Annotated in this window: 15 protein-coding genes; 5 read left to right on the forward strand and 10 right to left on the reverse strand. The window is 64.9% G+C overall.

The annotated features are described in order from the left end of the window. Positions 1-331: 331 nt before the first annotated feature. Together secB and EB230_RS04550 are read right to left on the reverse strand one after the other, a co-directional pair. Entirely contained in the window at positions 332-835 is a 504-nt protein-coding gene (secB, locus tag EB230_RS04545) for a protein-export chaperone SecB (protein WP_056574136.1), read from the reverse strand. 180 nt (positions 836-1015) lie between these two features. Continuing rightward, the gene (locus tag EB230_RS04550; protein ID WP_081295061.1) at positions 1016-1516 is read right to left on the reverse strand and encodes an FxsA family protein; all 501 of its coding nucleotides are present in this window, start codon (positions 1514-1516) and stop codon (positions 1016-1018) included. A 198-nt stretch (positions 1517-1714) separates the two neighbouring features. On the opposite strand from EB230_RS04550, the gene EB230_RS04555 reads away from it, so the two are divergent. The 4 genes from EB230_RS04555 (at position 1715) to EB230_RS04570 (ending at position 4570) form a co-directional block, all read left to right on the forward strand. Continuing rightward, the gene (locus tag EB230_RS04555; RefSeq protein ID WP_172347762.1) at positions 1715-2422 is read left to right on the forward strand and encodes a Tim44/TimA family putative adaptor protein; all 708 of its coding nucleotides are present in this window, start codon (positions 1715-1717) and stop codon (positions 2420-2422) included. Between the two features lie 126 nt (positions 2423-2548). Then, a complete protein-coding gene (locus tag EB230_RS04560; protein WP_172371575.1) occupies positions 2549-3649 on the forward strand; it encodes a murein transglycosylase A in 1101 nt (366 codons plus the stop codon). After that, entirely contained in the window at positions 3646-4176 is a 531-nt protein-coding gene (locus EB230_RS04565) for a Smr/MutS family protein (protein WP_172371577.1), read from the forward strand. The genes EB230_RS04560 and EB230_RS04565 overlap by 4 nt, the downstream gene beginning before the upstream one ends. Before the next feature lie 25 nt (positions 4177-4201). Continuing rightward, a complete protein-coding gene (locus EB230_RS04570; RefSeq protein ID WP_056574150.1) occupies positions 4202-4570 on the forward strand; it encodes a helix-turn-helix transcriptional regulator in 369 nt (122 codons plus the stop codon). Positions 4571-4661: 91 nt separating this feature from the next. Here the strand turns inward: EB230_RS04570 and EB230_RS04575 are convergent, their stop codons facing one another. The 4 genes from EB230_RS04575 to EB230_RS04590 all read right to left on the reverse strand — a co-directional run bounded on the left by EB230_RS04575 (position 4662) and on the right by EB230_RS04590 (position 7963). Beyond that, entirely contained in the window at positions 4662-4904 is a 243-nt protein-coding gene (locus EB230_RS04575) for a hypothetical protein (RefSeq protein WP_056574152.1), read from the reverse strand. 355 nt (positions 4905-5259) lie between these two features. After that, positions 5260-5880, reverse strand: a complete 621-nt coding sequence (locus EB230_RS04580) for a transglutaminase-like cysteine peptidase (protein ID WP_056574155.1) — start codon at positions 5878-5880, stop codon at positions 5260-5262. A gap of 159 nt (positions 5881-6039) precedes the next feature. Next, on the reverse strand, positions 6040-7317 hold the full coding sequence (locus tag EB230_RS04585) for a polyhydroxyalkanoate depolymerase (protein WP_172371579.1): 1278 nt from the start codon (positions 7315-7317) through the stop codon (positions 6040-6042). A gap of 277 nt (positions 7318-7594) precedes the next feature. Continuing rightward, positions 7595-7963, reverse strand: coding sequence for a septal ring lytic transglycosylase RlpA family protein (locus EB230_RS04590; RefSeq protein WP_056574162.1), 369 nt, complete (start codon positions 7961-7963; stop codon positions 7595-7597). A 309-nt stretch (positions 7964-8272) separates the two neighbouring features. Between EB230_RS04590 and EB230_RS04595 the strand changes: the two genes are divergently transcribed. Further along, positions 8273-8449 carry a hypothetical protein gene (locus tag EB230_RS04595; protein ID WP_172371580.1) on the forward strand — a complete coding sequence of 59 codons (177 nt, stop codon included), beginning with the start codon at positions 8273-8275 and terminating at the stop codon, positions 8447-8449. A gap of 297 nt (positions 8450-8746) precedes the next feature. Here EB230_RS04595 and EB230_RS04600 read toward each other — a convergent pair whose 3' ends face one another. From EB230_RS04600 to EB230_RS04615, 4 genes are all read right to left on the reverse strand, one after another. Then, positions 8747-9544, reverse strand: coding sequence for an ATP-binding cassette domain-containing protein (locus EB230_RS04600; RefSeq protein ID WP_172371581.1), 798 nt, complete (start codon positions 9542-9544; stop codon positions 8747-8749). A gap of 10 nt (positions 9545-9554) precedes the next feature. Then, a complete protein-coding gene (locus tag EB230_RS04605) occupies positions 9555-10331 on the reverse strand; it encodes an ABC transporter permease subunit (protein ID WP_056574165.1) in 777 nt (258 codons plus the stop codon). Further along, positions 10328-11491, reverse strand: a complete 1164-nt coding sequence (ssuD, locus tag EB230_RS04610; protein WP_172374997.1) for an FMNH2-dependent alkanesulfonate monooxygenase — start codon at positions 11489-11491, stop codon at positions 10328-10330. Before ssuD ends, EB230_RS04605 begins: the two co-directional genes overlap by 4 nt. An 88-nt stretch (positions 11492-11579) precedes the next feature. Beyond that, on the reverse strand, positions 11580-12533 hold the full coding sequence (locus EB230_RS04615; RefSeq protein ID WP_172371582.1) for a sulfonate ABC transporter substrate-binding protein: 954 nt from the start codon (positions 12531-12533) through the stop codon (positions 11580-11582). Positions 12534-12811 lie beyond the last annotated feature (278 nt).

Genomic DNA, 12811 nt, shown 5'->3' on the forward strand with positions numbered 1-12811 from the left:
TTCTGGAATCCGCAGAGCTTGTGCGGTGTTCCGCAAGTGGGGTGACGGCTCCTCAGTTCGTCATCCACGGGCGGAGCAGCCGCGCAGCGGCGTCGCGGAGACCCGAGGATCCATGCCGCGACCTTGCCGACGGGATTCAACGGTGCAGGATCTGAACCGTGGCGACGCATTGGAGTCCCGGCATGGATCCCTTGGGCTGCGGAGCAGCTCCAAGGGGTCTGCGCCGCGTCGCTGCGCTCCTTGCTCCGCCCGTGGATGACGAAGGGAGGGGCGCCGCCAACAAAAAGCCCGGCTCGAGGCCGGGCTTTTCAGAAACACGAAGGAGAAGCGATCAGCTGACCTGGACCTTCGAGGACGCGGCCTGGTCCTCGGCGATCTTCTGCTGGAACATCTGCGCGAAATCGATCGGGTCGAGCATCAGCGGCGGGAAGCCGCCATTGCGGGTCGCCTCGGCGATGATCTGGCGGGCGAAGGGGAACAGCAAACGCGGGCATTCGATGAACAGGATCGGCAGCATGTGCTCCTGCGGGAAGCCCGAAATGGCGAAGACGCCGCCATAGACCAGCTCGACGTTGAACAGCACTTCCTGGTCGAAGGAAGCCTTGGCGTTCAGCGTCAGATTGACGTCGAACTGCTTGTCGGAGAGCGGGTTGGCGTTGACGTTGACGTTGATGGCGATGCCGGGCGCCTTGTCGCGGCCGCGCAGCGAATTCGGCGCGCCGGGGCTTTCGAAGGACAGGTCCTTCACATACTGGGCCAGGACGTTGAGCGATGGCTGCGCCGCCGCATTGCCGTTTCCGTTGGCGCCGACCGGCGCGTCATCATTGCTGGCCATGAGCCTTTTCCTTTTGCCTGGGCAGCGTTGCTGACCGAATTGAAATCGGGCGTTCGCTACCATGGCCGGCATGACAAGACAAGGTTTGCCGCCTTGCTTCCCGCCTCGCCATCCTAGGGTCTCCGCGACGCCGCTGCGCGGCTGCTTCGCCCTGGGATGACGAAGTGAACGAGCAGCCTCCTAATCGTCCTTCAGGCGCCGCCACGGCGAATTGTGATCCGGGCCGCGCTTGAAATCGTCCTCGCGCGAATAGTCGCCGTCGTCGAGGTCGATGACCTTTTCGCGCGGCCGGCCGCGGAAACCGCCGGCCGAGAAATCGGTGGCCACCACGATGCGGCCCTTGAAGCGGCTCCAGGCGAAGTCGCGCACCGGCGGCAGGAACAGCAGCAGTCCGATAATGTCCGTGATGAAGCCGGGGATGATCAAAAGGATCGCCGCCACCACGATCATGGCGCCATGCGCCAGCTGGCGGCTGGGATCATGGCCGGCATCCATCTCGGCGCGGATGCGGGCCATGACGCCGAAACCCTGATGCCGGAGCAAAAGCACGCCGGCGATGCTCGAGGCCAGCACAAGGCCGACCGTCGCCAGCGCGCCGACCTCTCGGCCGACGATGACGAAACCGGCGATTTCCAGCAGCGGGAGCGCGAGGAGGAAGAGGGGAAGCAGCGAAATGCGCAAGTCTTTACCGACCATTCGATTGTTTTGCCCGCTGGCGACCAATCGCCGCTGGCACGGAGGCTGTTAGATAGGTATGCCTGCCTTTGATTTGAATGATTACACCTTGCGTTCTATATGCTTTGAATGTTGAACGCTATGCGACCGCGGCCTGTTGGCTGGACGGTCCGGCCTAGAGGCAGGGATTGATTGGCGGAAGATATGGGTTTCTTCGACTTCGGCACGATTTTCTTCCTGATCGCGGCGGTGGTGATCTTCTTCCAGCTGCGCAACGTGCTGGGCCGTCGGACCGGTAGCGAGCGGCCGCCCTTCGACCCCTACACGGCGGCGCGCACCGACAAGGACGCCACCCAGAAACCCGAGAATGTCGTTTCGCTGCCGCGCAAGCGGCTGCCGGGCGAGCCGGCACCGGCCGATGCCTATACGGCGATCGACGCTTTCGCCAAGCCCGACACCGATCTCAACAAGGGCCTGCGCGCGATCAAGGACAATGATCCGTCCTTCGATCCGAAGGGCTTCGTCGACGGCGCCAAGATGGCCTATGAGATGATCGTCATGGCCTATGCCGACGGCGACCGCAAAACGCTGAAGAACCTTCTGTCGCGCGAAGTCTATGACGGTTTCGTCGCCGCGATCGGCGAGCGCGAGGCCAAGTCGGAAAAGATCCAGTCCTCCTTCGTCGGCATCGACAAGGCCGACATCGTCTCGGCCGAGATGAAGGGCGGCGAGGCGCATGTGACGCTGCGTATCATCAGCGAGCTGATTTCGGCGACGCGTGACAAGGCGGGCGCCGTCATCGACGGCGATCCGGAAACCGTGGCCGAGGTCAAGGATGTCTGGACCTTCGCCCGCGACACGCGCTCGCGCGATCCGAACTGGAAGCTCGTCGCCACCGAAGAAGAAGACTGAGTCCCGATGCATGTCGCCCAAAAGTGCGAAGCGGTTTTGGGACGACGACTTGCATCAAAACCAAGACTCGAAGCGCGTCGCATGACGCTCTTCAAACACCACGCGCTTTAAAGCGACGGGGCTCCGGTGTCGCTATCGCCTCTCTTCCTCGAAAAATCCTTTGACGACCTGCCCGGCTGGGGCGACGACGACCACCTGCCGGCCTTCGAGGCTTTTCGCCGTTCCGCCTTCCATGCGCCGGTAAAACCCTATCGCAGCGGCGCGCTCGGCGTCGATTTCAGCGGCTTCACGGCGGCTTACGCGGAGGCGCGCACCGCGCCGCCCGTGAACCGGTCGGAGGCGCGAACTTTCTTCGAGCGCCATTTTGTCCCCATGCTGGTGCGGCCCGAGACCGGCGCCGGGCTGGTCACCGGCTTCTACGAGCCGCAAGTGGAGGCCTCGCCGGTGCGGACCGGGCGGTTTGCCGTGCCGCTCCTGTCGCGTCCGCCCGATCTCGTCGATGTTGACGACGCCAACCGGCCGCGGGGGATGGATTCCTATCTCGCCTTCGCGCGCCGCACGGCGGACGGACCGGTCGAGTATTTCGACCGTGGCGCGATCGAGCGCGGGGCGCTGGCCGGGCAGGGCCTGGAGATCGCCTGGCTGGCCGACAGGGTCGACGCCTTCTTCGTCCATGTGCAAGGGGCCGCGCGGCTCGCCATGACCGATGGCCGGCTGCGCCGCGTCACCTACGCGGCCAAATCGGGCCAGCGTTTTACCGGGCCGGGCAAAATCCTGAGCGAGCTGGGGGAAATCCCGCTGGCGCAAGTGACGATGCAGTCGATCCGCGCCTGGTTCAAGGCGCATCCCGACCGCATCGACGAGATCCTGTGGCAGAACCGCTCCTACATCTTCTTCCGCGAGGCCGATGTCGAGGACGCGGCCCTCGGCCCGATCGCCGCCGCCAAGGTGCCGCTGACGCCGGGCCGTTCCGTCGCCGTCGACCGGCTGCTGCACACATTCGGCACGCCCTTCCACATCGACGCGCCGACGCTCACCGCCTTTGACAAACAACCGTTCCGGCGGCTGATGATCGCGCAGGACACCGGCTCGGCCATCACCGGGCCGGCGCGGGGCGATCTCTTCGCCGGCTCCGGTGACGCGGCCGGCGAAATCGCCGGCGTGGTGCGCAACGCCGCCGATTTCTACGCGCTGGTGCCGCGCCCGCTGGCCGGGGGCGCCAGATGAGCAAGCGTCCGGACAAGCTCAGCGAGGACGACCGGGTGCTGTGGAACCTGGTGGCGCGCACGGCCAAGCCGCTGAAGGGCAGGGCCGCCGTCGACATTCCCGATATCGCCGCCGACGCCATGCCGACATCGTCGCAAGCGGCGCAACCCGCCGCCAATGCGCCGGGCGCGGCAAAGCCGAAGGCGCAGCATGTCACGCATCGCCTCGACGAACCGACGCTGGACAAATTGGCGAAGGGCCGGCTGCCGATCGAGGGCCGCGTCGACCTGCATGGGATGACGCAGGACGAGGCCTATTCGCTGCTGTTCTCGTTCCTGCACCGGGCGCATGCCGGCGGCATCCGCTATGTCCTGGTCATCACCGGCAAGGGGTCGTCCTCCGGCGGCGACGGCGTCTTGCGGCGCGCGGTGCCGGCGTGGCTGTCGACGCCGGCGTTCCGGCCGCTGGTCTCCAGCCACGACCATGCCGCCCGCAACCATGGCGGCTCGGGCGCGCTCTATATCAGGCTGCGGCGGGTGCGTTCATGAGGGCTGAAGCCGTGGGGCGGGGCGCATGACACCGTTCGGCGAGAGGCTGCGGGCGCTTCGCGCCGATCGCGGCGTTACCCAGAAGGACATGGCGGCGGCGATCGGCATCAGCGCCGCCTATCTGTCGGCGCTCGAGCATGGCAGGCGCGGCGCGCCGACCTGGACGCTGATCCAGAAGATCATCGGCTATTTCAACATCATCTGGGACGATGCCGAGGAGCTGGCGCGGCTGGCCGAAGCCTCGCATCCGCGCGTGAAGCTCGACACGTCGGGTCTCAGCCCCGCCGCCACCGAGCTGGCCAATCTTCTGGCCGAGAACATCGAAAAGCTCGACGAAGCGGAGCTGCGCCGCATCACCGCCTCGATCCGCGCGGCGCTGGGCCGGCTGAAGTAACCGGTTTTATCCGCATTCCGCGACGGCCGGACGTTCGCCTGGCCGCAAGACGGTGCCCGCCGGCATCGGCCAGCGGGCAGGCGTGGCGAGATCAGTTCTTGCCGGCCGTGCTGCCGTTGGGGTTGCCGCCGTTGGTGCCCGGGCGATCATGGCCGTGGTCATTGTTTCCACCGCCCAGGCAGTCCGATGCGCCGGCAGTGCCACAACAACGGCCGGCCCAGAGGTCATTGAGGTTGGTGTGGGCGCAGCTGACCGTCTGGTCGGCCATCGCGGATCCGCCCAGGGCCGATACGGCGGCAACGGCGAGAAGGGTGTTTCGCAGAAAAGCAGTCATTTGAAGTCTCCATGGTTGGGTTTCGTCATTCACGGCTGTGTGTCGCCGGGCGAACGGAAATGGTTCACGGAGAGATTGAGAAAATTTTCGGGAGGGATGCGCGAGGTGCGCGACTGGGCATGTCGGCGCCGCCCCTCATCCGCCTGCCGGCACCTTCTCCCCGTATAGAGACGGGGAGAAGGGGAACAGCCGCGCCGCTGGCGCTTGTACGTTGGCGAAAGCGCCTACAACAGCGTCTTTCTCCCCGTCACTATACGGGGAGAAATGCCCGGCAGGGCAATGAGGGGCAGCGCCAGCCTCTGCTATAATAACCGACAACGGGTGAAAGCCACGGCTAAAAAACCGCTACCAGTCCCTATTCCACCGACCCCACCAGGACCTGCTGGCCGCCGCGGATCGAGACCCAGCGGCCTGTGTTGTCGATCGCCTGCCGCTTGAGGAAGCGGTAGCCGGTCTGGTCCCAGGCCCTGACCTTGTCGGTCAAATTGTCGAGCACGTAATCGCCCTTGTCGGTGCGCACGGTCAGCACCGAATGGCCTTCACCGTCCGGTTTGCGCACCACGGTGATGAGAAGATCGGAAAGCGAGATGCCCGAGCGGAACAGTTGGCGCCGCTTTTCCAGCACATAGTCCTCGCAATCGCCGACGCCCTTGTCGGGATAGGCCCAGACCTCGTCCTTGCCGTATATGTCCATGTCGCTCATCGGCTTGACGGCGGCGTTGACCCTGGCGGTGACATTGACGAGCTTGCGCATCAGCCCGTCGGTCATCCTGGCCGGAGCCAGGTTGCTCGGACGGATCGAGCATTCGGCTGGGTGCAGCTTGCAGAAATCATAGTGGCCGATCGGCTGCGAGGTGATGCCCCCGGTCGCCATCGCCCCGGCCGCCAAGGCCGGTGCCATCCAGCCTCCCGTGGCTGCCAGACCGGCAGCGGCCACGCACACGCGCAGCCTTCTCGCCATTGTTGAGGAATTCATTGTCCCCGCTCACCCTGTTGTTAACGAAACGTTAAGGGCGATCGACAGTCCGTGTCAATTACGACGACAGGCTGATTTGCAGCATGGTTACCCGCGGGGAGGGACAGCGGCACTTGTGCAACAGAATCGGCCCTGAAGCCGATTCTGTCCCGGAATTGCCTATCGCTTGGCGGTGCGGACCAGCTTCGGCTTCACCGCGACGCGGTTCTGGCGGCCATAGCTGGTGATGAAGTCGACGATGCGCGGCACGATCTCGGAGCGGAAGCGCGAGCCGTTGAAGACGCCGTAATGGCCGACCGCCGGCTGCATGTAATGGGCCTTCTTGTCGGCCGGGATGTTGACGCACAAATCCTGCGCCGCCTTGGTCTGGCCGAGGCCCGATATGTCGTCATTCTCGCCCTCGACCGTGAACAGGGCGACGTTGCGGATGACCGACGGGTCGATACGGGTGCCGCGATGCGTCATCTCGCCCTTGGGCAGGGCATGGCGAACGAAAACGGTGTCGACGGTCTGCAGGTAGAACTCGGCCGTCAGGTCCATGACCGCCAGATATTCGTCATAGAAGTCGCGGTGCTTCTCGGCGTTGTCGCCATCATGCTTCACAAGGTGCATGAAGAAGTCCTTGTGGGCGATGATGTGGCGGTCGAGGTTCATGCTCATGAAGCCGGACAGCTGCAGGAAGCCCGGATAGACCTCGCGGCCGAAGCCCGGCACCGGCCAGGGCGCGCGCATGACGACATTGTCGCGGAACCAGTCGATGCCCTTTTCCTCGGCCAGGAGATTGACCGCGGTCGGGTTGCGGCGGGTGTCGATCGGGCCGCCCATCAGGGTCATGGTCGAGGGCACGAAGGGATCGCCCTTCGCCTCCATCAGCGCCACCGCCGCCAGAACCGGCACGGAAGGCTGGCACACCGCCATCACATGGGTGTCAGGACCCAGCGCATGGAACATGTCGACGATGTAATCGATATAGTCGTCGAGATCGAAACCGCCGTCGGCCAGCGGCACCATGCGGGCATCGACCCAGTCGGTGATGTGGACATCGGCATAGGGCAGCATGGCTTCCACCGTGCCGCGCAGCAGCGTGGCGTAATGGCCCGACATCGGCGCGACGATCAGAAGCTTCGGATCCGGCTTGCGGCCGGCCGGCACCGCGCGTTCGAAGCGGACCAGATTGCAGAAAGGCTTCGACCAGACGGTCTTCTCGGTGACCTCGACGCTCTTCCAGTCGACGACGGTCTTGCCGAGGCCGAAGGCGGGCTTGCCATAGCGGCGCGTGGTGCGTTCGAAGAGTTCCGCGCCCGCGGCGACCGAGCGGCCCCAGGGCGTGTGGGCAATCGGATTGAGCGGGTTGGAGTAGAACATCCGCACCGCGTCGGCATAAAGCCGTGCCGGCTGCAGCGCCGCATGGTTCAATTCATAGAGCTGATAGAACATCGACAACCCCGCTGCTGCCTGCGACCGAAGGGACGACGAGCAGCGCCGAGCCTCAAATGTCTCGCGGCGAAGTTAACAACTAATTGCTGCGATGCAATACGTCACGTGGCGTGACCAATGGTTCTTTCGTCCAAAGGCTTGCAAATCCGCCCGGAATGGCGGAGCCGGCTCAGTGTGCGTTGCCGAAATGTGTAGGAAATATGTCGGGCCGCCGGAACCATGATCCCGAAAACCGGTTCCTGTTTTCGAAGGAGATCATGGTCCAGGGATAATCACATCAGACGCGTGCCATGCAGACCGAGGTATGGCCGGAACCGATGAAGCCGAGCTGGCCGGCGGCGCCCTTCGACAGGTCGAGTACGCGTCCGCGAATGAACGGGCCGCGATCGTTGATGCGCACGATGACGCTTTTGCCATTGTTCTGGTTGGTGACCCGCAATTTGGTGCCGAAAGGCAAGGTGCGGTGGGCGGCGGTCATCGCCGAAGGGTTCATGCGCTCGCCCGATGCGGTTTTCGAGTGCAGCGCGTACCATGAAGCGCGACCGCACTGGCCGGCGGCGGCGGTCGCCGAAGTGGCGGAAGCGCCGACCATCAGGCCAGCAGCGATCGTTACCGCGACAAGCGCGGTCTGGTTTAGGTTCTTCATCTGTAAGGGGTGGCTCCGTTTTTGACAGACCCAAGCCGTTAGGTGCCGAATAAGGCAGGAAATGCGGCAAGCATCTGTCCGTTCCGTGGCGAGATCACACGTTTGGAGTCACCGAGTAACAGTCTGTCAGGGATTTTCCGGCACAATTTGATCCATTCTCGATGATCTCAGCGCCGATATCCGAGATCGTTTTGACAAAATGACGAATTAATTTCCAAGTAGAATCCGGTGTGATTGTGCCACTTCCTTTGGCTCTTTCATCACGGTCACGGCACGGCCAACGATCGACTTGAAAAGCGAGATCCGTCAATGAGACTGACCAAAAATCTGCTGGCCTTGATTGTGCTGGCCATCGGTGCGCTGTGGTCGCTGCAAGGCATCGGCGTGGTCGGCGGCAGCTTCATGACCGGCCAGCTGCAATGGTTATATATCGGCATCGTCACCATGCTGGTCGGCTTGGCCGGACTGGTGTGGGCGAACCGGTAGGGGGTGGGTGGCGGTAAGGTCGACCCCCACTCCGTCGAGCTACGCTCGACACCTCTCCCCCGATCGACGGGGGAGAGGAAAGACGCGAGCTTTTGCCGGCTGGCTCCCTTCCTCTCCCTCGGGGAGGGGGGAGAGGTGGCGCGGCAAAGCCGCGACGGAGTGGGGGAAGCCGCTCGTCAATCGCGTAACCGCAAGACAGCCCTAGCCCGGTGAGCAAGAAAACTGTCACCCGTGCCGTCGGGCCATTCTGTTACCTATTTATCCGGTTCAGACAGAATGCCGCGCCGCAAGACTACCCTAACCGAACAGCCGGTCCAGGATCGTGCCTTCGAGGCGGGCGAGCTCGGCGGAACCGCGCCGGCGCGGCCTTTCCACCGGCACCTCCAGATCGAGCGCGATCTTGCCGGCGCTGATTACCACCACCCGGTCGGCGAGCGCGACCGCTTCGGCGACGTCGTGTGTGACCAGCACGGCGGTGAATTTCTGGGCGAGCCAGATGCGCTCCAGCAATTGCTGCATCTCGATGCGGGTCAGCGCGTCGAGCGCGCCGAGCGGCTCGTCGAGCGCCAGGATTTGCGGGTGGCCGACCAATGCGCGGGCCAGCGCCACGCGCTGCTTCTGGCCGCCGGACAGCACCGAGGGCCATTCACCAGCGCGGTCGGCGAGGCCAACCTCGGCGAGGATATCGAGCGCGCGTTGGCTGGCGTCCGCGCCGGCAGCGATGCCGGTCAGCCCGACCTCGACATTCTTCACCACGCTGGCCCAGGGCAGCAGACGCGGCTCCTGGAACATGAAACGGGTGCGGCTGTGATCCTCTTCCCCGGCGCCCAGCGTCAGCGATCCCGATGTCGGGCGGTCGAGCCCCGCCAGCAACCGGAGCAGCGTGCTCTTGCCGCAGCCGCTCTTGCCGATGACGGCAACGAACTGCCCGGCCGGCACTTCGAGGTCGATGCCGTCGAGCACGGTCTTGTCGCCGAAGCGCTTTCCCACGCCCCTGAAGGCGAAGGCGCGCCGTCCTTCGACCGCCATGGCCGGTCGCGCCGGCGCCGGCGTGGCGACGAAGGATCGGGCGGCGGTCAGGCTGGCAACGGTCATGGACAGCATCTCATCCGTTCTGGAAGGCCGGATGCCAGCCGAGCGACAGCCGCTCGAGCAGGCGGGCGAGGCTGTCGGCGAGCTTGCCGAGCAGCGCGTAGATCAGGATCGACAGCACGACGACATCGATCAGCAGGAATTCGCGCGCCTGCATGGCCATGTAGCCGAGGCCGGAACTGGCCGAGATGGTTTCGGCGACGATCAGTGTCAGCCACATGATGCCGAGCGCGTAGCGCAGGCCGACGAAGATCGCCGGCAGCGCGCCCGGCAGGATGACGCGAAAGAACAGCGCGCGCCGGTCCATGCCGTAGACGCGGCCCATCTCGACCAGCTGCGGGTCGACGCCCTGGATGCCGAGCAGCGTGTTGACGTAGATCGGAAAGAACACGCCAAGCGCCACCAGGAACAGTTTTGCCTCCTCGTCGATGCCGAACCACAGGATGACGAGCGGGATCAGCGCCAGATGCGGAATGTTGCGGATCATCTGCAGCGTGGTGTCGGTCAGGCCGCGGCTGAGCCGCGACAGGCCGTTGGCGAGGCCGAGCGCGAAGCCGATCGAACCGCCTATGGCAAAGCCGCCAAGCGCGCGCGCCGTGGAAACACCGATGTTGCGGATCAGTTCACCCGAAAGCGTCAGCCGCCAGAAGGCCTCGGCGACGGCGCTTGGCGCCGGCAGCACATTGGCCGGCATGACACCCGCGCGCGACGCGGCTTCCCAGCCGGCAATCACCAGGATCGGCAACACCCAGCCGATGGCGTTTGCGTGGAGGCGCGCGGAAAAGCTCATGAAGAGGCCTGCAGGCGGGCGGCACCGTGGAAGCCGACCGAGAATTCATTGGCGATGTCCTGGTGCGCCCGCTGCCGCCTGGTGCCAAGCCCGAGACCTGGGAACAGCAGCTCGGCGACGCGGTAGGCTTCTTCCAGATGCGGGTAACCGGAGCCGATGATGGTATCGATGCCAATCGCCTGGTATTCGCGGATGCGCGCGGCGACCTGCTCGGGCGTGCCGACCAGCGCGGTGCCGGCGCCGCCGCGCACCAGGCCGACGCCCGCCCACAGATTGGGCGAGACGACCAGCTTGTCACGGCGGCCGCCATGCAGCTCGGCCATGCGGCGCTGGCCGACCGAATCCATCTGGTTGAGGAAGCGCGCCTGCGCATTCTCGATCTGGGCGTCGGTGACATGGCTGATCAGCCGGTCGGCGGCCCGCCAGGCCTCGTCCTCGGTTTCGCGCACGATGAAATGCAGCCGGATGCCGAAACGCAGTTTCCTGCCGCGCAGGGCCGCCTTCGCGCGCGCCGAGGCCAGCTTCTCGGCCACCTGTGCCGGCGGTTCGCCCCAGGTCAGGTACATGTCGACGAGGTCGGCGGCGAGGTCCTGGCCGGCGTCGGACGAGCCGCCGAAATAGAGCGGCGGCCGTTCCTGCAACGGCAAGAGGTCGAGTCGGCCATTCTCGACGCGGTAGTATTTGCCGTCGAAGTTGACGCGCTCGCCGGATACCAGGCCGCGCCAGATGGTGAGGAATTCCCGCGCCTGGGCGTAGCGCTCGTCATGCGGAAGGAAGACGCCGTCGCCGGCGAGCTCGGTCGGATTGCCGCCGACCACCACATTGAGCAACAGCCGGCCATTGCTCAGCCGGTCGAGTGCCGCGGTCTGGCGCGCGGCGAAGGTCGGCAGCGTCACACCGGGCCGCAAGGCGACCAGGAATTTGAGTTTCTCGGTGAGCGTCGCAAGTCCTGTCGCGGTGATCCAGGAATCCTCGCAATTCTGACCGGTCGGCAACAGCACGCCGGGAAAGCCGAGCCGGTCGACCGCCTGCGCGATCTCCTTGAAATACCCGAACTCCGGCGGCCGCTGCTGTTGCTCGGAACCAAGATAGGAGCCGTCGCCATGGGTCGGGATGAACCAGAAGAAATCGAGCGGCGCGGTGCCGGCCGGCGTGGTCATGTCTGGCGCGGTCACGGGCGGATCTCCTGAAGATATCAGCGGAAACGACAAAGGCGCCGGACGTTTCCGCCCGGCGCCATGCGAAAAATCAGTTGCCCGGCGCGGTCCACACCGCGTCGGAGATGCGGACCGCCTTCGGGATCAGGCCGAGCTTGTAGAAGCGGTCGGCTGTCGCCTGCTGGCCGGCGGTGATCTCGTCGGTGATCGGAAAGATGCCGAATTTTGTGCGGTTGGCGGCAATGGTCTGTGCGTCGAGCGGCACGCCGGTCACCTCATGCAGCGCCTCGGCCACCTTGTCGCGGTTCTGGTCCGCCCATTTCGCCGCCTCGCCGAGGGCGGCGATCGTCGTGGTAACGATCTCGGGATGCGCCTTGGCGAAATCCTTGTTGGCGAGGAAATAGGTGTTGACCTTGAGCACATCGCTGGAGCGGGCCAGAACACGCGGCTGATAACGCGTTTCGGCGATGGCGAAGAAGGGATCCCAGACCGCCCAGGCATCGATCTGGTCGCTGGCGAAGGCGGCGGCCGCATCGGCGGGGCTGAGATAGACCGGCGTGATCTGATCGAAGGGGATACCTGCCTTTTCCAGCGCGGCGACCAGCAGATTATGCGCGCTGGTGCCCTTGCCGACGCCGACGCGCTTGCCCTTGAGATCGGCGACCGACTGGACCTGCGACGCCGGCTTGACGAAGATCGCCTCGCCGTCGCCATTGGACGGCAGCGCCGCCGCGTAGACAATGTTGGCGCCCGCCGACTGGCCGAAGATCGGCGGCGCGTCGCCGGTCCATCCAGCGTCGATGGCGCCGACATTGAGCGCCTCGACCAGCGGCGGGCCAGCGGTGAATTCGACCCACTTGACGGTGACGCCCTTGTCGCCCAGCGCCTTTTCGATGACCTGCTGCTGCCGGGCGATCACCGGCAGGCCGGTTTTCTGATAGCCGATGCTGAACTGCTTCAGCTCCTGCGCCGCGGCGCCGAACGACAGGGCAACCGTCGCGGCCACAAGGCCGATGCCGAAAGCGCGCCTCGTCAAATTGAACATGATCCCTCTCCTTCTGTGGATCGGCGCCGGGAGCATGTCCTCGCCGGTTGGAAGAGAGATAAGGCTAGGTAGTTCTATAAATTTAGTAGAGGAACGATTTTGCGAGATGAGGTTGGAGGGCGGAATGGTTTTTCAGCCGCTTGGTCAATCGGCGGCGGCCGTTGCTAGCCTCTTTCTCCCCGTGAACGGGGAGAAATGCCCGGCAGGGCAATAAGGGGCAGCGCCGGCATTGGACTGGTAGCTGCAGCATTAAATCGGACCTGTGTTCGCCGGACTCG

Origin of the sequence: Mesorhizobium sp. NZP2234 (assembly GCF_013170765.1) — a bacterium.
Classification (GTDB): Bacteria; Pseudomonadota; Alphaproteobacteria; order Rhizobiales; family Rhizobiaceae; genus Mesorhizobium; species Mesorhizobium loti_D.

What these genes read in the sequence shown, in the direction of transcription:
- EB230_RS04575 (WP_056574152.1), bottom strand. Translation starts at nt 4,904, where the DNA reads ATGACTGCTTTTCTGCGAAACACCCTTCTCGCCGTTGCCGCCGTATCG.
- EB230_RS04570 (WP_056574150.1), top strand. Translation starts at nt 4,202, where the DNA reads ATGACACCGTTCGGCGAGAGGCTGCGGGCGCTTCGCGCCGATCGCGGC.
- EB230_RS04565 (WP_172371577.1), top strand. Translation starts at nt 3,646, where the DNA reads ATGAGCAAGCGTCCGGACAAGCTCAGCGAGGACGACCGGGTGCTGTGG.
- EB230_RS04590 (WP_056574162.1), bottom strand. Translation starts at nt 7,963, where the DNA reads ATGAAGAACCTAAACCAGACCGCGCTTGTCGCGGTAACGATCGCTGCT.
- EB230_RS04580 (WP_056574155.1), bottom strand. Translation starts at nt 5,880, where the DNA reads ATGAATTCCTCAACAATGGCGAGAAGGCTGCGCGTGTGCGTGGCCGCT.
- EB230_RS04600 (WP_172371581.1), bottom strand. Translation starts at nt 9,544, where the DNA reads ATGACCGTTGCCAGCCTGACCGCCGCCCGATCCTTCGTCGCCACGCCG.
- EB230_RS04555 (WP_172347762.1), top strand. Translation starts at nt 1,715, where the DNA reads ATGGGTTTCTTCGACTTCGGCACGATTTTCTTCCTGATCGCGGCGGTG.
- ssuD (WP_172374997.1), bottom strand. Translation starts at nt 11,491, where the DNA reads ATGACCACGCCGGCCGGCACCGCGCCGCTCGATTTCTTCTGGTTCATC.
- secB (WP_056574136.1), bottom strand. Translation starts at nt 835, where the DNA reads ATGGCCAGCAATGATGACGCGCCGGTCGGCGCCAACGGAAACGGCAAT.
- EB230_RS04595 (WP_172371580.1), top strand. Translation starts at nt 8,273, where the DNA reads ATGAGACTGACCAAAAATCTGCTGGCCTTGATTGTGCTGGCCATCGGT.
- EB230_RS04615 (WP_172371582.1), bottom strand. Translation starts at nt 12,533, where the DNA reads ATGTTCAATTTGACGAGGCGCGCTTTCGGCATCGGCCTTGTGGCCGCG.
- EB230_RS04605 (WP_056574165.1), bottom strand. Translation starts at nt 10,331, where the DNA reads ATGAGCTTTTCCGCGCGCCTCCACGCAAACGCCATCGGCTGGGTGTTG.
- EB230_RS04585 (WP_172371579.1), bottom strand. Translation starts at nt 7,317, where the DNA reads ATGTTCTATCAGCTCTATGAATTGAACCATGCGGCGCTGCAGCCGGCA.